The sequence below is a fragment of the Halonatronum saccharophilum DSM 13868 genome, assembly GCF_000517025.1.
Lineage (GTDB): Bacteria > Bacillota > Halanaerobiia > Halobacteroidales > Halobacteroidaceae > Halonatronum > Halonatronum saccharophilum.
The window spans coordinates 393,377-413,469 of record NZ_KI912095.1 but is presented as its reverse complement, the minus strand read 5'-3'; the positions used below and the strand labels follow the sequence as shown (position 1 = coordinate 413,469).

Annotated in this window: 22 protein-coding genes; 20 read left to right on the top strand and 2 right to left on the bottom strand. The window is 33.4% G+C overall.

Annotated elements, in window-relative coordinates; translation table 11 throughout:
- Positions 1–45 precede the first annotated feature (45 nt).
- Positions 46–1,158, top strand: coding sequence for a M20/M25/M40 family metallo-hydrolase (locus tag HALSAC_RS0109260; RefSeq protein WP_027340033.1), 1,113 nt, complete (start codon positions 46–48; stop codon positions 1,156–1,158).
- Positions 1,159–1,260: 102 nt separating this feature from the next.
- Here the strand turns inward: HALSAC_RS0109260 and HALSAC_RS0109255 are convergent, their stop codons facing one another.
- Complete coding sequence (locus HALSAC_RS0109255; protein WP_027340032.1) at positions 1,261–1,977, bottom strand: GntR family transcriptional regulator; 717 nt, start codon at positions 1,975–1,977, stop codon at positions 1,261–1,263.
- Between the two features lie 178 nt (positions 1,978–2,155).
- Between HALSAC_RS0109255 and HALSAC_RS0109250 the strand changes: the two genes are divergently transcribed.
- The 9 genes from HALSAC_RS0109250 (at position 2,156) to HALSAC_RS0109210 (ending at position 12,837) form a co-directional block, all read left to right on the top strand.
- The gene (locus tag HALSAC_RS0109250; protein WP_027340031.1) at positions 2,156–3,481 is read left to right on the top strand and encodes a 6-phospho-alpha-glucosidase; all 1,326 of its coding nucleotides are present in this window, start codon (positions 2,156–2,158) and stop codon (positions 3,479–3,481) included.
- Between the two features lie 180 nt (positions 3,482–3,661).
- A complete protein-coding gene (locus HALSAC_RS0109245; protein ID WP_027340030.1) occupies positions 3,662–5,746 on the top strand; it encodes a PTS sugar transporter subunit IIABC in 2,085 nt (694 codons plus the stop codon).
- A gap of 212 nt (positions 5,747–5,958) precedes the next feature.
- Complete coding sequence (locus HALSAC_RS0109240; protein ID WP_027340029.1) at positions 5,959–7,032, top strand: DUF3866 family protein; 1,074 nt, start codon at positions 5,959–5,961, stop codon at positions 7,030–7,032.
- A 4-nt stretch (positions 7,033–7,036) separates the two neighbouring features.
- Positions 7,037–7,579: an NUDIX hydrolase gene (locus tag HALSAC_RS0109235; protein WP_027340028.1), complete on the top strand. Its 543-nt coding sequence runs from the start codon at positions 7,037–7,039 to the stop codon at positions 7,577–7,579.
- 102 nt (positions 7,580–7,681) lie between these two features.
- The gene (locus tag HALSAC_RS0109230; protein ID WP_051412158.1) at positions 7,682–8,377 is read left to right on the top strand and encodes a hypothetical protein; all 696 of its coding nucleotides are present in this window, start codon (positions 7,682–7,684) and stop codon (positions 8,375–8,377) included.
- 89 nt (positions 8,378–8,466) lie between these two features.
- Positions 8,467–9,084: a stage II sporulation protein M gene (gene spoIIM, locus HALSAC_RS0109225; protein ID WP_027340026.1), complete on the top strand. Its 618-nt coding sequence runs from the start codon at positions 8,467–8,469 to the stop codon at positions 9,082–9,084.
- A gap of 189 nt (positions 9,085–9,273) precedes the next feature.
- Complete coding sequence (locus HALSAC_RS0109220) at positions 9,274–10,452, top strand: phosphopentomutase (RefSeq protein ID WP_027340025.1); 1,179 nt, start codon at positions 9,274–9,276, stop codon at positions 10,450–10,452.
- Positions 10,453–10,535: 83 nt separating this feature from the next.
- Entirely contained in the window at positions 10,536–11,360 is an 825-nt protein-coding gene (locus HALSAC_RS0109215) for a purine-nucleoside phosphorylase (protein WP_211231330.1), read from the top strand.
- A 172-nt stretch (positions 11,361–11,532) separates the two neighbouring features.
- Positions 11,533–12,837 (top strand): pyrimidine-nucleoside phosphorylase, encoded by a 1,305-nt coding sequence (locus tag HALSAC_RS0109210; RefSeq protein ID WP_027340023.1) that lies wholly within the window; start codon positions 11,533–11,535, stop codon positions 12,835–12,837.
- 89 nt (positions 12,838–12,926) lie between these two features.
- On the opposite strand, the gene HALSAC_RS0109205 is transcribed toward HALSAC_RS0109210, so the two are convergent.
- On the bottom strand, positions 12,927–13,388 hold the full coding sequence (locus HALSAC_RS0109205) for a chemotaxis protein CheX (protein ID WP_027340022.1): 462 nt from the start codon (positions 13,386–13,388) through the stop codon (positions 12,927–12,929).
- Between the two features lie 199 nt (positions 13,389–13,587).
- On the opposite strand from HALSAC_RS0109205, the gene HALSAC_RS0109200 reads away from it, so the two are divergent.
- The 10 genes from HALSAC_RS0109200 to spoVAE all read left to right on the top strand — a co-directional run bounded on the left by HALSAC_RS0109200 (position 13,588) and on the right by spoVAE (position 20,064).
- A complete protein-coding gene (locus tag HALSAC_RS0109200; protein ID WP_027340021.1) occupies positions 13,588–14,769 on the top strand; it encodes a D-alanyl-D-alanine carboxypeptidase family protein in 1,182 nt (393 codons plus the stop codon).
- 263 nt (positions 14,770–15,032) lie between these two features.
- Positions 15,033–15,374, top strand: coding sequence for an STAS domain-containing protein (locus HALSAC_RS0109195; RefSeq protein WP_027340020.1), 342 nt, complete (start codon positions 15,033–15,035; stop codon positions 15,372–15,374).
- A gap of 4 nt (positions 15,375–15,378) precedes the next feature.
- Positions 15,379–15,804, top strand: coding sequence for an anti-sigma F factor (gene spoIIAB / locus HALSAC_RS0109190; protein ID WP_027340019.1), 426 nt, complete (start codon positions 15,379–15,381; stop codon positions 15,802–15,804).
- 11 nt (positions 15,805–15,815) lie between these two features.
- Complete coding sequence (locus HALSAC_RS0109185) at positions 15,816–16,580, top strand: SigB/SigF/SigG family RNA polymerase sigma factor (RefSeq protein ID WP_051412156.1); 765 nt, start codon at positions 15,816–15,818, stop codon at positions 16,578–16,580.
- A 101-nt stretch (positions 16,581–16,681) separates the two neighbouring features.
- Positions 16,682–16,876, top strand: coding sequence for a hypothetical protein (locus HALSAC_RS0109180; protein ID WP_027340017.1), 195 nt, complete (start codon positions 16,682–16,684; stop codon positions 16,874–16,876).
- Complete coding sequence (locus HALSAC_RS0109175) at positions 16,866–17,522, top strand: stage V sporulation protein AA (protein WP_027340016.1); 657 nt, start codon at positions 16,866–16,868, stop codon at positions 17,520–17,522. Before HALSAC_RS0109180 ends, HALSAC_RS0109175 begins: the two co-directional genes overlap by 11 nt.
- A gap of 8 nt (positions 17,523–17,530) precedes the next feature.
- Positions 17,531–17,962 carry a stage V sporulation protein AB gene (locus HALSAC_RS0109170; RefSeq protein WP_027340015.1) on the top strand — a complete coding sequence of 144 codons (432 nt, stop codon included), beginning with the start codon at positions 17,531–17,533 and terminating at the stop codon, positions 17,960–17,962.
- Between the two features lie 180 nt (positions 17,963–18,142).
- Positions 18,143–18,589, top strand: coding sequence for a stage V sporulation protein AC (gene spoVAC / locus HALSAC_RS0109165; RefSeq protein WP_027340014.1), 447 nt, complete (start codon positions 18,143–18,145; stop codon positions 18,587–18,589).
- A gap of 14 nt (positions 18,590–18,603) precedes the next feature.
- The gene (spoVAD, locus tag HALSAC_RS0109160; protein ID WP_027340013.1) at positions 18,604–19,707 is read left to right on the top strand and encodes a stage V sporulation protein AD; all 1,104 of its coding nucleotides are present in this window, start codon (positions 18,604–18,606) and stop codon (positions 19,705–19,707) included.
- Between the two features lie 3 nt (positions 19,708–19,710).
- Complete coding sequence (gene spoVAE, locus HALSAC_RS0109155) at positions 19,711–20,064, top strand: stage V sporulation protein AE (protein WP_027340012.1); 354 nt, start codon at positions 19,711–19,713, stop codon at positions 20,062–20,064.
- Positions 20,065–20,093: the final 29 nt, after the last annotated feature.

Below are 20,093 nucleotides of genomic sequence, written 5' to 3'. Positions count from 1 at the left end.
TTATAAGTATTAAGAGAGAAGAGAATGGTAAAAGGGGGAAGAAAATTGGATAAAGAGAGAATAGTGAATAATTTTATGGAGTTAGTAAAGATAGATAGTATTTCTAAAGAAGAAGGTAATGTTGCTAAACATTTAAAGAAAGTATTAGAAGAATTAGGTTTAGAGGTAGTAGAAGATAATGCAGGAGATATTGTTGGTGGAGAAACAGGGAACCTAATTGCTAAATTAGCAGGGGATGACAGCAGACCTACAATTATGTTAAGTGCACATATGGATACAGTTACTCCAGGTAAAGGTATTGAACCAGTCATTGAGGATGGAGTTATATATAGTAAAGGAGATACAATCCTAGGATCTGATGATAAAGCAGGTATAATCTCAATCTTAGAAGCTATAAGGGTTATAAAAGAGAATGATATGGATCATGGTAATATAGAAGTCGTCTTTACAATCTGTGAAGAGGTTGGTCTATTAGGAGCTAAGAATTTAAGCCATAATCTAATTGATGCTGATTATGGTGTAGCTTTTGATTCAGGAGGAGATATTGGTTCTATTATTGTTCAGGCACCTGCTCAAGATAAGATTAATGTTAAAGTTATAGGCAAAGCTGCCCATGCAGGTATGAATCCATCAGCAGGTATTAACGCTATAAAAGTAGCAAGTGTAGCCTTATCTAATATGAAGTTAGGGCAAATAGATGATGAAACTACTGCTAATATTGGTGTGATCAAAGGTGGTAAAGCTACCAATATAGTTCCAGACCTAGTTGAACTAGAAGGAGAATCTAGAAGTCTTGATGTGAAAAAGTTAGATAAGCAGACTAAGCATATGTGTAATATATTCAAAAAAGCAGCTAAGAAGTATAAAGCTAAAGTAGAGATTGATGTAGATAGAATGTATCCAGCCTATGATTTGTCTAGAAATGATCCAGTTGTAGAACTTGCTATCAAAGCAGCTAAAAAAGTAGGAGTAAAGCCGGTATTGATGCCTACTGGAGGTGGAAGTGATGCTAATATCTTCAATGGTAAAGGTATCCCTACAATAAATACAAGTGTAGGAATGAATGATGTCCATACTACAGGTGAGAATATTAAGGTTGATGATCTATTAAAGGCAGTAGAGTATACAGTAGCTTTGATTACGGAGAAGTTAAATTAAAATATTTAAAAATTAAAAGCCCTTAACGTATTTAAATTTAAATACGTTAAGGGCTTTTAATTTGTTTAGATTAAATTATAATGTGGATAAAACGTAAATATTTTAACGTTTTGCAACTAGTGAAAATTTATATTCATCACTTTTAAAGTATAGTTCTGTATATTCAAATACCGTACCATCATCCAAGATGGAATCCATTACTAGATGTAAAATGGGTTGATCTTTTTTTAAAGACATTAAGTTTATTAATTCTTCATTTGGCAATATGGGTATTATTTCTTGATGACTCTGTTTTATAGTTAAGCTTTTTTTATTTTCAATGTAATCATATTTAGATGAGAGCATTGTTTCATAAGATAAGTCTGGGAATAATTTTATCGGCAAATAAGTTTTTTCTAAAACTAGAGGAGTATTATCAATACAGCGTAATCTTGAAATAAAATAGACTTTATCTTCATCTAAAAGATTTAATCGTACTTTTATCTCATCACTTGGTTTAGTAATCTTAAAATCAATAATTTTATTTACTGGTACTTTATTATGTCGGATTGCTTCTTCAGTAAAGGTTTCAAGAGTATATATATTATGTTCTAACCTTGTTTTCTTTACATATGTTCCACTTCCTTGAACTTTGTATAAAAGATCTTCATTAACAAGTACATCTATAGCTTGTCTTATTGTAACTCTACTTACATTAAATTTATCTGTTAACTTAGCTTCTGAAGGAATAGCATCTCCTTGTTGTAAATTTTTATTATAAATCTCTTGCTTTATTTTTTCAGCTATCTGTCTATATAAAGGTAAGAATTTATCATTCATTTACAATTCACTCCTCAATGTCTTTTGAAATTGATATGTTGATTTTTATGATATATGAAGAGTAGGCGATTGTCAATTTTAATTAAAATTCATCTTGACAACTAACTAAATTGGTATTATAATTGTATTATAAAAATAATATGATTATAATACCAATAAAAAATAGGAGTGGTTAAATATGAAAAAACAAGATCTTGTTATTGTGGGTGGAGGAAGTACATATACAATTGGTATGGTTATGAGCTTGATAGCTGAAAAGGGTAACTTTCCATTAAAGAGCTTAACTTTTTATGATATTGATTCTAAAAGACAAGAAAAAAATGCTAAAGCTACAGAGATTATATTAAAAGAGAAATATTCTGAGATAGAAGAGTTTACTTATACTACTGATAAAGAAGAAGCATTAAAAGGTGCAGATTTTGTTTTTGTTCAAATTAGAACTGGTGGTCTTGAGATGAGAGTAAAAGATGAAGAGATTCCGTTAAGTTATGGAGCTGTTGGTCAAGAGACTTGTGGACCAGGTGGAATGGCTTATGGAATGAGATCAATTGGAGATATGATTGAATTGATTAATGATATTAGAAGATACTCTCCTGACGCTTGGATCTTAAATTATACTAATCCGGCTGCAATTGTAGCAGAAGCTTTAAATAGGGTGTTTTCTGATGATAAAAAAATACTTAATATCTGTGATATGCCAGCTGCAATTATGGTAAGTTATGCTGATATTTTAGGTAAAGAGATCTGGGATTTAGTTCCAGAGTATTTTGGTTTAAATCATTTCGGTTGGTTTAGTAAAATTCGTGACAGAGATGGTAATGATTTAACAGATCAATTAAAAAGTCATATTTTAAATAAAGGTTTTGTTCCAGAAGATTCTGAGATTGCCGATGACCCATCATGGCAAAAAACATTTAAGCAAGTACAGATTATGTTAAAAGATTTTCCAGACTATCTACCTAACACTTATCTACAGTATTACCTATATCCAGATAATATGGTTAAGAAGGAAGATCCAAAATATACAAGAGCTAGCCAAGTAATGGATGGAAGAGAGAAGAGGGTTTTTAAATTAGCTGATGAAATTATAGGAGCTCAAACTACTGAGGGTGCAGATTTAGAGGTGGATATTCATGGTAGATATATGGTAAGGGTAGCAGCATCATTAGCATACAATGTAGGGGATATTTATATTGTTATTGTTGAGAACAATGGTATTATTTCTAACTTAGCAGATGATGCAATGGTTGAAGTACCAGCAGTTCTTACAAATGATGGACCAAAACCATTAGCGGTAGGCAAGATTCCTACTTTTCAAAAAGGTTTAATTGAAGGGCAATTAGCGTATGAAAAACTAGTAGTAGATGCTTATTTTGAACAAGATTATAATAAGGCTTTACAAGCTTTAACTTTAAATAGAACAGTAGTAAATGCACCAGTGGCAAGAGAGATTCTTGATGAATTAATTGTAGCAAATAAAGAATATTGGCCTAAGTTAAATTAAATTTATAAATTATAAGTTAATTATTTTCTCCTTTAAAAATATGTTAATCCAACTAGTAATAAGTTATATAAGAGTGTTTTGGGTTTTAAGGTAAGACATATAAGATATTAGTGATTTAAAAGCAGTTTTTTATAGGGGGATTTTAATATAAAAATATTAAATCACTAAGGGGGAATTTTAATGAATTTTGATTTTAGCAAGTTGCAAAAGTTTGGGAAAGCGCTGATGGTTCCAGTAGCATTATTGCCAGCAGCAGGTATTTTACTTGGGCTAGGAGCTGCTTTGACAGGGCCTTTAGCAAACAGTATTCCAATATTACAAAGTACTGTTGTAAGTTTTATTAGTGCTATGTTATTACAATTAGGAATTAGTATATTCCAAAATTTACCAATGATATTTGCGATAGGAGTAGCTATAGGGTTAAGTGGAGGATCTGGTATTGCAGCATTAGCATCTTTTGTAGGGTATATAATTACCAATACAACAATTTCTATAATATTAGGAATAACACCTGAAATGGCTGCAGAAAGTGGTAGGTATGGATTAGCTTTAGGAATACCAACATTAGAAACAGGTGTTTTAGGTGGAATTTTAGTGGGATTATTAGCTGTGGCAGTTTATAATAGATTCCATGAATTTCAACCTCCAGAAGTTTTAGGTTTTTTTGCTGGTGATAGGTCAGTAGGTATTGTAATGGTTTTTGCATCAATGTTATTAGCGGGAGCACTGATGGTAATTTGGCCACCTATACAAGTTGTTATTGATTCAATTGCTAATATAATTGCTTCAGATACAACCAATCCACTTTATATAGGTTTATATGGTGGTTTAGAAAGGCTGCTTATTCCTACAGGTCTTCATCATATATGGTATGCTCCGTTTTTGTGGACTCCTTTAGGAGGGAGTGCAGAAATAGCAGGAGAATTAGTTTCGGGAGATCAGTATATTTTCTTAAAAGAAATTGCTGCAGGAGTAGATGTAACTGCAGGAAGATTTATGGCTGGTAAATTTCCAATAATAATGTTTGGTCTTCCAGGAGCAGCACTAGCTATGTATAAGCAAGCTGATAAGAAGAATAAACAAGTTGTTAAAGGTTTACTTATAGCAGCAGCTGGAACAGCTTTTCTTACTGGTATAACAGAGCCTATAGAATTTACATTTTTATTTGTAGCTCCATTTTTATATGTTTTCCATTCAATATTAACTGCTATATCTTATATAATAACCTTTGTTTTAGATGTTCATCTTGGCTGGGCTGGAGGCTCAGGAGTTATTGATTATATACTTGTAAATGTATTACCAGGAACACCTAATTGGTGGATGAATATAGTTATTGGGGGTATGTTCTTTATAATTTATTACTTCTCATTTACTTATGCAATCAAAAGATGGGATATTGCAACTCCTGGAAGGGGAGGTCAACAAACAAAATTATTTAGAAGAAGTGATTATAATAAAAAAAATAATAAAGGTAAAAATGGTAAACGAGAAATTTCAATAGGAATAATCAGTGGTCTTGGTGGAAAGAAGAACATAAAAAGTGTTGATGCTTGTTTTACAAGATTAAGAGTAGATGTTGAAGATATTAAGAAGATAGACGAAGATCTTTTAAAAGATTTAGGAGCTTCCGGTGTAGTTAAGGTAAAAAATAGTGTTCAAGCTATCTTTGGAGGATATTCAGATTTATATAAAAATAAGATCAATTTTTTATTAAAAGAAGAAGGAATTGAAGAAGAAATAAAGTTGTTTAATGAAAAAAAATATATAGATTTACAGCAAGACAGTGATGAAAATATAGCTAAAGAGAGTAGTGAAGGCATCAATACAGTGATTTTAAGTTCTCCAGCAAAAGGAAAGTTGATTGATATAACAGAGGTTCCAGATGAAGCTTTCTCTCAAAAGTTAATGGGAGATGGGGTAGCTATAATTCCATCTGAAAATACTATTTCTGCTCCTTGTGACGGGATAGTTAAAACAATTTTTCCAACAAACCATGCTTTTGGAATGGAGACTAAAGAGGGAATTGAGCTTATTGTTCATATTGGAATTGATACTGTAGATTTAAATGGTCAAGGGTTTAAGAGGTTGGTTGAAGAAGATACTAAAGTTAAAAAGGGAACTCCTATAATAGAAGTAGACTTAGATTATATAAAGAGTGAGGGTAAAGATATAGTAACGCCTATAGCTATTACAAATAGTGATAAGGTAGAAAAAATAATTAAAGATACAAATAATTTAAATAAGATATTAGAAGTATCTATTTAATTTATCCAAAAAAGTTCTAAGGGGATAATTATCCCCTTAGAACTTTTTTTATTTAATCCATAATTATTTGCTTAAAATTAAATTAAATTATTATGATATCGTATAATCTAATTTTATATAGTTTTTCTTAGTTTATAATCACTAAAATAAGAATTTTTAATCTAAAAATGTAAATAATAGCACTAGATAAGTTTTGGAATGGAGGGGATTAAATGATAGAGATTAAAGAGGGTAAAATAACTGGTATTTTGTCCCAAAAAGAAGGGATAACTGTAGTCGATATAGAAATTAATGGAATAGAGCATAAAGGCATAAATTACAAGTCATTAACTGGTGAGGTTGAAATTGGGGATAGGGTTATAGTAAATACTAGTGCAACCTCTTTGAGTCTTGGAACTGGAGGCTATGATTTTATCATTTACATACTAGGTAAACAAAGAGATCTAAAGGATAAGGGGCATATTATGAAATTAAGATATACACCTTATCAATTACAGACCTGTAGCTTAGCAGAAGAAGATAGTGGGTATCAGGAAATAATAAAGTCATTTATTTCTTTAGAGGGGCTTCCTGTTATAGTTGGGACCCTTCATAGTATGCTAGTACCGATAGCCTTGATGATTAAAGAGAAGAATCCTGAGGCAAAAATAAGCTATATTATGACTGATGGTGCTGCTTTACCTATATCTTTTAGTAAGACAGTTCATTATTTAAAGAAAGAAGGGCTGATTGATAACACCATAACTATAGGCCACTCCTTTGGTGGAGATTTAGAGAGTGTAAATATATATTCAGCATTAATTGGTGCAAAAGAGATAAATAAATCAGATGCAATAATAGTAACTATGGGGCCTGGGATAGTAGGTACGGGAACAAAGTATGGGTTTAGTGGGACTGAACAGGTAGATGTTCTTCATGCTGTAAATGTATTAGGTGGTGATCCAATTGGAGTTCCTAGGATTAGTTTTGCAGATAAAAGAAAACGTCATTATGGAATTAGTCATCATAGTAGGACTAATTTTGGTGAGTTGGCCCTGATAAGGAGTTCTATTGCAATTCCGAATTTTGAAGGGGAGAAGAGTAAGATAATACAAGAACAATTAAGGAGATCAGGGATCATTGAAAAGCATAATTTAACTTTTATAGATGGAGAAGAAATTATAGAGAGTTTAGACAACTTAAGTTTTAAAGTAAAAACAATGGGAAGGAGTCATCAAGAGGATAAGGAATATTTTATGACTGCAGGAGTAGCGGGGCTAATTGTTGATCAAAAATTTATGGGGTGATAAAATGAATAATTTGAGGGAAAAGACTATTAAAAGTACTAAGGTATATGAAGGTGAAATTGTTAATTTGAGAATTGAAGAGGTAGAGTTGCCAGATAGAAGTTTAGCAAATCGTGAGATTATAGATCATAGTGGTGCAGTAGCAATAATACCTTATAATAATGGGAAGGTTATAATGGTAGAGCAGTTTCGTAAAGCTACAGATAGTATATTATTAGAAATACCAGCTGGAAGATTGGAGGGGGGGGAAAAGCCTAAGGATTGTGCTCTTAGGGAGTTAGAGGAAGAGACAGGATATAAAGCAGAATCTCTAAATTTCATAAATGATTTCTATACTACTCCTGGTTTCACAAATGAAGTTATTTATTTGTACTTAGCTACAGATTTAGAAAAATATGAACAGAATACAGATCCAGGAGAATTTATAAATATAAAAGAGTATAGTTTAGAAGAGATTAAGGTTATGTTAAGAGAAGGAAAGATTAAAGATGCTAAGACAATTATTGGTATACAATGTTTGTTAAATGAATTAAGTTATAACTATTAAAATGAAGGTTTTAAGTTTATTAGCTAGCTATAGGATTGATGTGAAAATAATAGAAATCATATCTACTGTATACTGTATATTTGATATAAGGGGGATGTTATTATGGAGAAAATGGGAAGTCGTGATCCTATATATACATTAAATATAACTTCAAATGCTTCAGGTGCAGCAAAGGGTGCTAGAAGAGGTGATGTAATTGTCATTATTGATGTGATAGATATGTCAACTACGGCTGAGGCAGCTTTAGATGGAGGTGCAATTGAAGTTTTTGGGGCTAGTTCAGATAATGTAACTGTTCCAATAACTATTAATCCAGAAAAGATAGGTTATTTTGCCGGTAAGAAGGCATTGAAGAATAGGGCTGAATTAATAGTGATTGCAGAGCCTAGGTTAGGGGATAATAAGCAGAGAGAAGAGAATATTCAGCTTGCTTTAGCAGGTGTTACTAGATCTGGAGCAAAGATAGGAGATATACTCCCTAATATAGGTAGGGAGATAGTAGAATTGGTCGATTTTAAGGATAAGGTAGTATTAATTGTAACAGCTTCAGGGGGTGTTGCCTTTGATGCTGCTTATAGCCATGGAGCACCTGCAGTAATTACAGGAACTATTGCAAGAACTGAGAAAAAGAAGGGGTTTGAACCAGCCCAGAATTCGGCTAATAGAGCAATTAAACTAGCAAAGAAGTATAATACAGGCATCACTTTGGTAGCAGCAAGTTCTAATTCTTATGAAGATATCTTGGCGTCAGAGGCTATAGGGAGATTAATAGCTCAGTCTGGTTTTTTAAATGTATAATGTAATAACTACTATATCCCTTTGCATAATATTAAAAAAATGTCTAGTCAGGAGGGATTGAAATTAATTATAGGTATTTTAAACTAAGGTTGAAAAATTTCTTTAAAGAGAATCTGATTTTTTTAATATTTGTTCTGATATTTTTTTTAATCGGAGTTATTCTAGGTTCTATATCTGCCAATACATTAACCTATACTCAAAAGAAGGCTCTCCTTGATTATTTATCTGGGTTTACAATAGAGGTTAATCAATTATTATCAGAGGGGAGAAGCATTGTGGCTAAGGATCTTATCGTTGGAAATTTAAAATTTGCACTTTTATTTTGGGTTCTAGGAATAACGCTGGTTGGTGCTTCAATAGTACCATTTATAATATTTTTAAGAGGATTTATAATTGGCTTCACAGCTACTTTTATAATGAGGGAGATGTTCTTTAAAGGGGTTTTATTAGTATTTTTAGCGATGTTTCCTCAAAATATAATAATGATTCCTAGCTTAATATTAGCCTCATTTTTTACTTTGGTTTTTGTATTTAAGGCAGTTAGTAATATCTTATTTAGGAGAAGGTATAATTTACAGCAAGGAATTGTTTACTACTCTATTATTATGGGGGGGATTGGTATATGTCTATTTGTAGCAGCCTTAATAGAGATAAATGTAACCCCTAGATTGATCCAAATAGCAGAAGGCTTTATTTTAAATCCTTAAAAAAAATCAAAAATAAGAAGGAGTTTTATCTTGAAAGACGAATATTAATAATATATTCGTCTGACGTCTAACGACAATTTTAATATTAATAACTATAGTTGGTTAGACTAGATAGAAATAAATCTAGATTTATTTCTTGGAGATATAGGATAAACTAGAATTATACATTTAAATTAAGGGGTGGTAAAGGTGAGAGAATTTAAAAGAGTAGTTTTAATAGTATTAGATAGTGTAGGTGTTGGCGCATTACCTGATGCTCATAAGTTTGGAGATGAAGGAGCAGCTACTTTACCAAATTTGGCTGAAGCAGTTGGGGGGATAGATTTACCTAATATGCAGAGCTTGGGATTAGGAAATATAACAGAGATTAAAGGTGTTTCAGAGAACTCCAATTCAAAGGGCTCTTTTGGTATAATGGCTGAAGGATCTAATGGTAAGGATACTACTACTGGACATTGGGAGATAGGTGGAATTTTATCAGAAGATCCTTTTCCAACTTATCCTGATGGATTTCCAAAAGATATTATGGAAAGCTTCCATAAGGCGATAGGTCGTGAGAGCTTAGCTAATAAGCCAGCTTCTGGAACTGCAATTATTGAGGAGTGGGGAGAGGAGCATATTAAGACTGGAAAGCCTATTGTATATACGTCAGCTGATAGTGTATTTCAAATTGCTGCTCATGAAGATGTTATTTCTATAGATGAGCTTTATGATATGTGTGAAAAAGCTAGAAATTTATTGACTGGTGAACATGCTGTTGCAAGAGTAATTGCTAGACCTTTTGTAGGAGATGTGGGGAATTTTACAAGAACTGCTAGGAGAAAGGATTATTCTCTTAAGCCACCTAAAAAGACATTTTTAGATTACTTAAAGGATAATGGTCATAATGTTATGTCAGTTGGTAAGATAGATTATATCTACTCGGGCCAAGGAATTACTGAAGCAGTTCATACATCCGACAATATGGATGGAGTGGATAAGACATTAGATTATTTAAAAGAAGGTAAGAGTGGATTGATATTTACTAATTTAGTTGATTTTGATATGGTCTATGGTCATCGTAGAAATGTCGAAGGTTATGCACAAGCTTTAAGAGAGTTTGATCAGAGATTACCAGAGATTATATCTGCTTTAAATGAAGATGATCTTTTAATTATGACAGCAGACCATGGTTGTGATCCTACTTTTAAGGGGACAGATCATACTAGAGAATATGTTCCTTTATTGGTATATGGTGATAGAGTAAAAGAGGGTTATGATTTAGGGGAAAGATCTTCCTTTGGGGATATTGGTGTTACAATTGCAGATATCTTTGGAGTAAAGGGAGATTTATATGGTAAATCTTTCAAGGATGAGGTAGTAAAATAAATAGTAATAAAAAGTGGCACTATCGTGGCAATTGTAAATTTTAAACTGTACACTGTAAACTAAAAAATAGGGGGGCGTAATTTATGAGAAGTGAATTGATGAGTAAATTAAATGAGAGTGTTGATTATATTAAAGGGAAGGTTAATTTTGATCCAGAGGTTGCTCTTATTTTAGGATCAGGTTTAGGTGTTTTAGCAGATGAAATTGAAAATAAGGTAGAGGTTCCGTATGAAGAGATTCCAAATTTTCCTGTTTCAACTGTAGAAGGACATGCAGGGCAGTTGGTTTTGGGAGATCTAGAAGGTAAAAAGGTTGTAGCTATGCAAGGAAGATTCCACTATTATGAAGGTTATGATATCTCATTTATCACTTTTCCAGTTAGGGTGATGAAGCTTTTAGGTGCAGATAAGCTAGTGGTTACAAATGCTGCAGGAGGAGCAAATCGTAACTTTAATGTAGGTGACTTTATGTTGATTAGTGATCAAATTAACTTAACAGGGACAAATCCATTAATTGGCCCAAATGAGGATGAATTGGGTCCTCGTTTTCCAGATATGTCAGAGGCTTATAATAAAGAACTTGTTGAATTAGCTGAAAATGTTGCTCAAGACCAAGGTTTAGGCCTTAGAAAAGGTGTTTATGCTGGTTTTTCTGGGCCAACATATGAAACTCCTGCTGAGATAAGAATGGCCAGTTTATTAGGTGCAGATGCAGTTGGTATGTCGACAGTACCAGAGGTAATAGTAGCCAACCATATGGGGATGGATATAGTAGGTATCTCCTGTATTACCAATATGGCAGCAGGTATATTACCACAGCCTTTGGCTCATGATGAGGTAATAGAGACTACTCAAAGAGTTAAACCAAAGTTTATTCAATTGGTAAGAGGGATCATAAATGAGCTATGAGTCATCTGCTTTGTGTAAATGAAATGCTTTTTATTACAGAAGGTCTTGGTTTTTAGACCTGTAGGGTGAGCTAAAACCAAATTCAAAACCGCTACAAAACTATACAACACAAGGCTCACAGCTATATTAATAAAATGAACTTTATTAATATAAAATTAAAAGGGGTGATTAGATGAGAGTTTATGATATAATTTATAAAAAACGTGAAGGTAAGAAACTTAGTAAAGAAGAGATTGACTTCTTGATTGAAGGTTATACAAAGGGTGAAATTCCTGATTATCAGATGTCATCTTGGGCAATGGCAGTCTTTTTTAAAGGGATGGATAGAGAAGAGATAGGTAATCTAACAGAGGCTATGGTAGATTCGGGTGATAGAATAGATCTATCTCCAATTGAAGGTGTTAAGGTAGATAAACATAGTACTGGTGGTGTAGGGGATACAACTACTTTAGTGTTGGCGCCATTAGTAGCAGCTTGTGGTGCGCCAGTAGCTAAGATGTCTGGTAGAGGTCTTGGTCATACAGGAGGAACTCTTGATAAGTTAGAGGCTATTTCAGGCTTTAATATATCATTAACTCGTGAGGACTTTATTAATAATGTGAATGAAAATAAGATAGCAGTAGCAGGGCAGACAGGAGATTTGGCCCCGGCGGATAAGAAATTATATGCTTTACGTGATGTTACAGCTACAGTGGATTCAATTCCCTTAATAGCAAGCAGTATTATGAGTAAGAAGATTGCTTCTGGAGCAGATTCTATTGTCTTAGATGTTAAGACTGGAAATGGAGCATTTATGAAAGAATATGAAGGTTCAGTTCAGTTAGCCAAGACTATGGTGGAGATAGGAAAAGAGGTAGGCAGAAGAACAGTTGCAGTAGTCTCAGACATGGATCAACCATTAGGTTTTGCGGTTGGAAATTCTTTGGAGGTAGAAGAAGCAATTTTAACTTTAAAAGGTGAAGGTCCAGCAGACCTAACAGAACTATCTTTAACCCTTGGATCTCATATGCTAGTCTTATCAGGTGTAACTAAAGATGCCGATGAAGGAAGAGAAATTTTAGAGAGAGCAATTTCGGATGGAAGTGGTTTAGCTAAATTTAAAGAAATGGCAAATATACAAGGAGGTAATGGTGAAGTTATTGATAATATAGATCTATTACCTAAAGCTAAAAACAATTTAGAAGTTAGATCTAAAAAAGAAGGTTATGTTCAGAAGATAGTAGCTGAAGATGTTGGTATAAGTGCAATGCTTTTAGGTGCTGGTCGTGAGACTAAAGAATCTGAAATTGATTTAGCTGCTGGAATTAAATTGGCTAAGAAAGTTGGAGATAAAGTAGATAGTGGAGAGACTATTGCTACTTTATACTATAATGAAAGTGCTAAAGTAGATGAAGCTAAAGATAAATTGCTAGGTGCTTATCAAATAGGTGATAAAAAACCAGCATTAAACCCTTTGATTTATGAGGTAATAAAATAATAAAAGGCGGGCTAAAGCCCGCCTTTTATTATTTTATTAGATAAATTGTTCTTTTAATAGTCCTTTAGAGTTGATATAAAATTAATATCTTATCTTTCTTTTAAAGATACATTAATCTCAAAATCCCCAATCTCAGTATGCAAGGGAATAACTAAGAATTGAGGTTGGTCAGTAGAGATTCTAATATTATCTCCTACTGTGATAGAAGGAGGAGTTAAATCGCATTTATACCCTATATTAGAAAGATTTGTTAAAGAATTACCTGTAATTATATTAGCTAATTCTCCAATAGCTGATCCAGCTAATTCGTCAAATTCATCCAATTCCATCCCTGCCATTCTAGTAAATACGCTAAGGGCTGTTTCCTCGGTCATACCAAAATAAATAAAGCCCTTTAAATCTCCCGTAACACCAATTGAGGCATTGATTTTTTGAGCAGATAAAGGGTTGCTGCGGGTTATTAATTCACCCTTTTTAGCCTCTACTTGAATCATATTCTGTAAAACACTTTTAGTAGCATCAAAGATAGGATTGATATATTTTGTCTTCATAGTTTTAAAACCTCCCCGTTTAAGATACATTTCACTTATACTTAAATTGTTTCGACAGAAATTATAATTCTCCTTTTAAATAATAAAAAATAGATTATGAAGTAAAAAATAACCACAGTCACTAAAAACCCTTTTTTTTACAATCATACTTATAATAAAAAGGTAATAGATATTAGTAGAATGTGGGGGTGAATTAAGTATGAAAAAATCAAAAATTAGTTTGATTGTTATTATTTTATTGGCCTTTATTATTTCTATTATTGGAAATGCTTATGCAGTGCAAGAAACTAATTTTGAGTTAGAATCTGAATCAGTAATATTATTAGATGCGAATACTGCTAATGTCCTCTATGAAAAAGATGCTGATAAGAAGATGCCACCTGCTTCAATAACAAAGGTAATGACATTATTATTGGTTATGGAAGCAATAGATGAAGGTAGAGTAGAGTGGGAAGAGAAGATAGTAGCAACTGAATATGCAGCACAGATGGGAGGATCACAGATATGGTTAGAGCCAGGAGAAGAGATGAAATTAAGGGATTTAGTAAAAGCTATAGCCATAGTTTCAGCTAATGATGCTTGTGTAGCAGTAGCTGAACATATTTATGGAACTCATGATGCTTTTGTAGCAGCAATGAATGATAAGGCTAAGGAGCTGGGGATGGAGAATAGTTATTTTTATAACACTAATGGGCTACCTTCTACAGATCCTGAAATAGAAGGGAATTATACTACCGCTAGAGATATAGCTATTATGTCTAGAGAGTTATTGAAATATCCTAAAATATTAGACTTTACTTCAACTTGGATTGACTATATTAGAGATGAGGAATCATTTTTACGTAATACTAATAATTTAGTACGCTTTTATCAAGGAGCAGATGGCTTAAAGACTGGCTATACTCAAGAGGCTGGTTTCTGTGTTTCAGCAACTGCAAGTAAGGATGGGATGAGATTTATTGCAGTTGTTATGAAGGCGCCTAACTCCCAAAAGAGGTTTAGTGAAGCGCGCGAATTATTAAATTATGCTTTTAGTATTCATCGTTCTTTAAGTATAGCAGAGAAGGGGGAAGAGGTAGGTCAGGTTAAAGTATTTAAAGGTAAGGTTGAGGAAGTTACTGCTGTTGCTAAGGATGATCTCAATGTTACTTTATTAAGGGGAGAAGAGAAAGAAGTGATTAAACAGACACGTATAGATAAAGAGATTGTTGCTCCTATTGAAGCTGGTGATAAGTTGGGGGTTATTGTTGCTTTAAAAGGAGAACAGGAGTTAGGAAGGGTTGAGCTAATTGCTAAAGATAGTGTAGAGAAGGCTAATTTCTTTATGATAATAATTCAGACCTTTAAAAGGTTTATAAGTAAATTGATGAATGTTTTTTAATGGTACTCCGCTAACGGAGTACTATTTTTCTTTTTAATCAAAGAATAAACCTAAATTGCAATAATAAATTGATTTACAAAAATATATTCTACTTAAGCACATAATAACTTATAAATCTTTTAACCATTTAATCTTCTCATTATTTCAATTATTTTAACATAATAAGTTTTGAGGTGTAAAGAGTAGGATAAAAAAATATATCTAAAATAGCAGGAAAAAAATGGTTAATGTTGAATTAATATTCTTAGAGAGGAGGGAAGATGATGGATTTATCATTTAAAGAAAAAGAAGGGAAGCTTATTGTAAGTTTAAAAGGAGACTTTGATTTACATACTGCTCCTGGTTTTAAAGAGGCCATTACTAAAAAAATAAATCCGCAGATTAGAGGATTAATATTAAATTTAGATGGTATTAAATTTATTGATAGTTCAGGTTTAGGTGCTATTTTAGTCAGTTATAAGAAAATCAAGGGCTTAGGGGGGGAATTGGGTTTATTAAATGTAACACCTCAAGTAAGAAGAATATTTGAGTTATCTGGGATGTTAAAGATAATAAATCTTTATTCATCAGAGAAAGAAGCCTTAGATAATATTTTTAGGGGGTAAGAGAATGGAAAATAAGGCTAGATTAATAGTTGATAGTATTTCTGAAAATATTGGTTTGTGTAGAGTAACAGTAGCATCCTTTGCAGCACAATTAGACTTTACATTATCTGAATTAGAAGAGTTAAAGGTTGCAATTTCAGAGGCTGTATCCAACTCTATAATTCATGGTTATAAAGAAGAAAGTGGAAAGATTGAGATAGAGATGGGGATTTTTGACGGGAAATTGCAGATAATTGTAGAGGATAGAGGGTGTGGCATTGAAGATATTGAAGAAGCTTGTCAGCCTACTTATACTACTGAAGGTAGAATGGGGCTTGGTCTTGTATTTATAGATTCTTTTATGGATGAATTTAAAGTAGAGTCTAAGTTGGGTGAAGGTACTAGGTTAAAGATGCTTAAGGTGCCTATCCAGGATAAAGAGATAGAGTAGGGGTTGTGGGTATGAACAGATTTGAGAGTATCAGTATAAAAGAGTATCCTTTGTTAGAGGAAGATGAGGTTAAGAGTTTAATATTTGATTATCAACAAGGGGATGAAGAAGCAAAGGACAAGCTGATAAATCACAATCTACGTTTAGTTTTAAAGATAGCACATAGATTTAAGAATGGACAGTATTCCCTTGAAGATATATTTCAAATTGGTATAATAGGTTTAATTAAAGCGATAGATCGATTTGATCTAAGCAAAGAGGTGAAGTTCTCGACATATGCTGTTCAATGGATAATAGGTGAAATTAAGGTATTTTTTAGAGATGATAGTCTGATTAAGGTAAGCAGAAGCTTAAAGGAGGATGCCCGTAGGATAAAGGCTGTAAAGAAATCTCTTAGTAAACATTTGAATCGAGAGCCAACGATTAAAGAGTTGAGTAAAGAGTTGGGAATGGCTGTAGAAGATATAGTCAATGCTTTAGAATCAGTAAGAGAACCAGATTCTATTCATAAAAAGGTTTATAAAGGTGAAGATAGCAATTTGGAGTTAGGAGATCAAATTGCAGATTCTAAGGATTATTATAATGCTAAAATAGATAGTATTGTTTTAAAAGAAATTATAAAAAAATTAGATAGTAGGGATCAACTTATAATACGGTTTAGATATTTTGAAGAGAAATCTCAAAGTGAAATAGCTCAGGTGCTTGGGATATCTCAAGCACAAGTCTCTAGGCTGGAGAAGAATATAATAAAAATAATTAGAAATCAATTTATTTAAAGCATGGATGATTAATCATCCATGCTTTTTTTGTATTAAAATATGATTATTTACACATAATAGCTTATAAGAAATCAACCTTTCAAAAAGGAGGGTTAAAGTTGTTTGATTATTTGAAGGCAAGAAAGATGGTTTATTTAGTGATATTGGCCCTTCTAATTGCAGTTAATATCTACCTCTGGGGAGATACTTTTAGAAAAGATGAGATATCGCCAAGGGCCAAGAGGGTTTTCAATCAAGATGTGATTGTAGAAGAGGTTAATTTAGAAAGGTCACCGATCTCTTATGTTAGATAAAGGGACAAAGGAAGAGGTGTTCTTAAGGGTAAAGAGGGTTGTTAGAGCTGAGCCTAATCAAAGATTAGACATTAAGGATTTATCTGAAGTGGTCAGTGAAGATAAACTCAAAGAAGAGATAGAGAAGATAAGAGTAAAGGAGGTAGTCAAAGAAGCTGGAGATTCGATGATAATAACGGCCTTAGAGATTATTGGAGCTATAAAGAGAGAATTTCCAGAGTTGAGGATAGAACATATAGGGGAAGCAGATGTGATAATAGATATTGAAAAAAATTCTAAAAAAAATAAACACCAGAGTAGTCCTCCTAGATTATATGTCATATTTGTTTCCCTAATTTTATTCTTAGGCTCTGCAATGGCGATAATGAACTTTCATGCCGATGTTGGGATGGGGCCAGTGCACCAAAGAATCTACCAGATGATTATGGGAGTTAGCAATCAAGAGCCACTTTTATTACAGGTTCCTTACTCTTTAGGAATAGCTATAGGTATGATTATCTTCTTTAATAGATTTTATAAGTATAAGATAGATGATGATCCAACTCCTCTTGAGATAGAGATGTATCTTTATGAGAATAAAGTCAACGAATTCTCCTTGGCCCAAAAATCAAAAAGGGCAAAGCAGATAAAGAAGGGTAAGCATTAGGTGATAATATGAAAAGGATCTTTTTGATCTTATTAGGCTTGGCCGAAGGAGTAATTGTAGGGATGGCCTTAGTAGCCTTCTTGATGGTTTTGGATGTAATTCCACGTCTGATTAGATTTACATCTACTAAAAGCAAGATAAGGTTATACCAATCTGTTATCTTAATAGGAGCATTAATTGGTATATTAATTGATTTTTATGATTTTGCTCTGCCAAATTTATTTTTTTTGAATGAATTATTGGTTGTTTTAAGCGGTTTATTCTTTGGTATCTTTGTAGGTTTAGTTGCAGGTGCTTTAACAGAGGTTTTGAAGGTTTTGCCAATTTTGAGTAGGAGGTTGGGGTTGAAGGATGAAATGAAATTAATGCTATCAGCTATAATATTAGGAAAAGCATTAGGTTCACTTGTATATTGGCTTTTCCCTCAGATATGGTCATAATATTCATCAAGGGTTAAAGATTTTATATTAAGATGTTAATCTTTTAGAACACCCTACAGGTCTAAAAATCAAGACCTTCCGTAATAAAAATCATTAGCACAAAGCACACGACACACAGCTTAAATGGACTTTAGTTCATTTGTTCTAAATAATTATCAACTAATAAAGGGGAGGAAGTAAATGGGAAAGATAGACAAGACACAAGAAGAGTATCAAAAATTAATTAAAAAGCATCAACCTCAAGGTTCGCCGATTAGAAACTTTTTTGCAGCTTATTTGGTAGGTGGATTGATATGTGTGTTTGGTCAATTTGTTTTAAACACATTACAGGGAGCAGGTCTATCTATGGCAGATGCAAGTGCTTATAATACTATTATACTGTTATTTATAGGTGGGTTATTAACTGGTTTAGGTGTTTATGATGAAATAGCTCAATTTGCAGGGGCAGGTTCCATAGTTCCTATTACAGGTTTTGCTAATGCTATTGTCTCTCCTGCTATGGAGTACAGACAAGATGGATACATACTAGGCTTAGGGGCCAACATTTATTCTATTGCTGGACCTGTTTTAACTTATGGTATGTTGACGGCTTTTTTAATAGGTGTAATCAAATTATTAATATTTTAGTGGGGGTGAATTAAATGAAGAAATTAGGAAAACAGACGATGGAATTTGTTAACCCTCCTCAATTTATGTCTGCTGCATCTATAGTTGGGAATAAGGAGAGTAAGGGGCCAATTGGAGATTACTTTGATGAAGTTATCAGTGATGGTTATAATAAGCAAAAAACCTGGGACCAAGCTCAGATTAAGATGACAAGTGATTTGTTAGATAGCTTATTAGACAAAGCCAAGTTATCTAAAGATGATATAGATTGTTTAATAGCTGGGGATCTATTAAATCAAATGGTAGCCTCTAATTTTGCTGTAAGGGACTTTCCAACCCCTTTCTTAGGAGTTTATGGTGCTTGTTCAACAATGATTGAAGCAGTTGCAATAGGGGGAGTGATGATAGATGGAGGGGGAGTAAACCAAATAATAGCATTTACCTCAAGCCATTATCAGGCTACTGAAAGGCAGTACAGAACACCAAATGAATACGGTGACAAGTACCCTCCTTTTAAACAAAGAACTGTGACTGGGGCTGGAGGGGTTATAATGAGCAATACTCAAGGTGGTGTTCAACTTAGAGAGGCTACTTTGGGTAAGGTAGTTGACTTAGGGGTTGCAGATCCTAGGGATATGGGGTCGGCTATGGCACCTGCTGCTGCTGATACTCTCCTTCAACACTTCGAAGATACAGGTCGTGATCCAAGTTATTATGATTTAATACTTACTGGAGATTTAGGAGAGTTAGGTAAGAAGTTGACTAAAGAACTTCTTGAGGAGACAGGTTGCCATCTTGGTGATAACTATGATGATTGCGGAGTATTAATTTATAACTCTAAGCAGAAGGTGGGAGCTGGTGGAAGTGGTTGTGGATGTTCAGCTGTAGTTTTAGCTTCCTATGTTCTACCTCAGTTGATGTATGGTCACTTGAAGAGAGTTTTGATCTTAGGAACAGGTGCTCTTTTAAATCCTACTCTTTCTTTACAGGGAGAGACCATTCCCTCTATTGCTCATGCAGTAACTTTAGAAAGTACAGGCCATTTAGTTGAAGGGATAGGACGTAAGAAGATACAGAATAAGCTTGCTGATAAGATTGAGGTAGCAAAAATTGAAGCTTTAAATGGGAACGGGGGTTGAGCTATGTATTTATATATTATGGCCTTTTTGGTTGGTGGTTTAATCTGCGGCTTGGGGCAGATATTTTTGGATTTCACCAAGTATACTCCAGCCCATCTCTTGGTAATTGTTGTTGTTATAGGGTCTATTTTAACCGGTTTAGGTTTATATGAGCCTTTAGTAGAATTTGCTGGTGCTGGTGTAACGGTTCCAGTAATGAATTTTGGTAATATACTTACCCAAGGTGTTCTTGTGGAGACTAAACGAGGTGGATTTTTAGGCCTCTTTTCTGGAATACTAGAGATAGGTGGGACAGGGGTGGCTGCTGCAATATTGATTGGCTTCATAATGGCAGCTATCTTTAGACCTAAGGAGTGAGGATATCAGTAAAGCTATAAAGGAGCGGT

Coding starts and splice junctions, on each gene's coding strand:
- HALSAC_RS0109255 (WP_027340032.1), bottom strand. CDS start 1,977: ATGAATGATAAATTCTTACCTTTATATAGACAGATAGCTGAAAAAATA.
- HALSAC_RS0109250 (WP_027340031.1), top strand. CDS start 2,156: ATGAAAAAACAAGATCTTGTTATTGTGGGTGGAGGAAGTACATATACA.
- HALSAC_RS0109245 (WP_027340030.1), top strand. CDS start 3,662: ATGAATTTTGATTTTAGCAAGTTGCAAAAGTTTGGGAAAGCGCTGATG.
- HALSAC_RS0109240 (WP_027340029.1), top strand. CDS start 5,959: ATGATAGAGATTAAAGAGGGTAAAATAACTGGTATTTTGTCCCAAAAA.
- HALSAC_RS0109235 (WP_027340028.1), top strand. CDS start 7,037: ATGAATAATTTGAGGGAAAAGACTATTAAAAGTACTAAGGTATATGAA.
- HALSAC_RS0109230 (WP_051412158.1), top strand. CDS start 7,682: ATGGAGAAAATGGGAAGTCGTGATCCTATATATACATTAAATATAACT.
- HALSAC_RS0109215 (WP_211231330.1), top strand. CDS start 10,536: ATGAGAAGTGAATTGATGAGTAAATTAAATGAGAGTGTTGATTATATT.
- HALSAC_RS0109210 (WP_027340023.1), top strand. CDS start 11,533: ATGAGAGTTTATGATATAATTTATAAAAAACGTGAAGGTAAGAAACTT.
- HALSAC_RS0109205 (WP_027340022.1), bottom strand. CDS start 13,388: ATGAAGACAAAATATATCAATCCTATCTTTGATGCTACTAAAAGTGTT.
- HALSAC_RS0109200 (WP_027340021.1), top strand. CDS start 13,588: ATGAAAAAATCAAAAATTAGTTTGATTGTTATTATTTTATTGGCCTTT.
- HALSAC_RS0109195 (WP_027340020.1), top strand. CDS start 15,033: ATGGATTTATCATTTAAAGAAAAAGAAGGGAAGCTTATTGTAAGTTTA.
- spoIIAB (WP_027340019.1), top strand. CDS start 15,379: ATGGAAAATAAGGCTAGATTAATAGTTGATAGTATTTCTGAAAATATT.
- HALSAC_RS0109185 (WP_051412156.1), top strand. CDS start 15,816: ATGAACAGATTTGAGAGTATCAGTATAAAAGAGTATCCTTTGTTAGAG.
- HALSAC_RS0109175 (WP_027340016.1), top strand. CDS start 16,866: ATGTTAGATAAAGGGACAAAGGAAGAGGTGTTCTTAAGGGTAAAGAGG.
- HALSAC_RS0109170 (WP_027340015.1), top strand. CDS start 17,531: ATGAAAAGGATCTTTTTGATCTTATTAGGCTTGGCCGAAGGAGTAATT.
- spoVAC (WP_027340014.1), top strand. CDS start 18,143: ATGGGAAAGATAGACAAGACACAAGAAGAGTATCAAAAATTAATTAAA.
- spoVAD (WP_027340013.1), top strand. CDS start 18,604: ATGAAGAAATTAGGAAAACAGACGATGGAATTTGTTAACCCTCCTCAA.
- spoVAE (WP_027340012.1), top strand. CDS start 19,711: ATGTATTTATATATTATGGCCTTTTTGGTTGGTGGTTTAATCTGCGGC.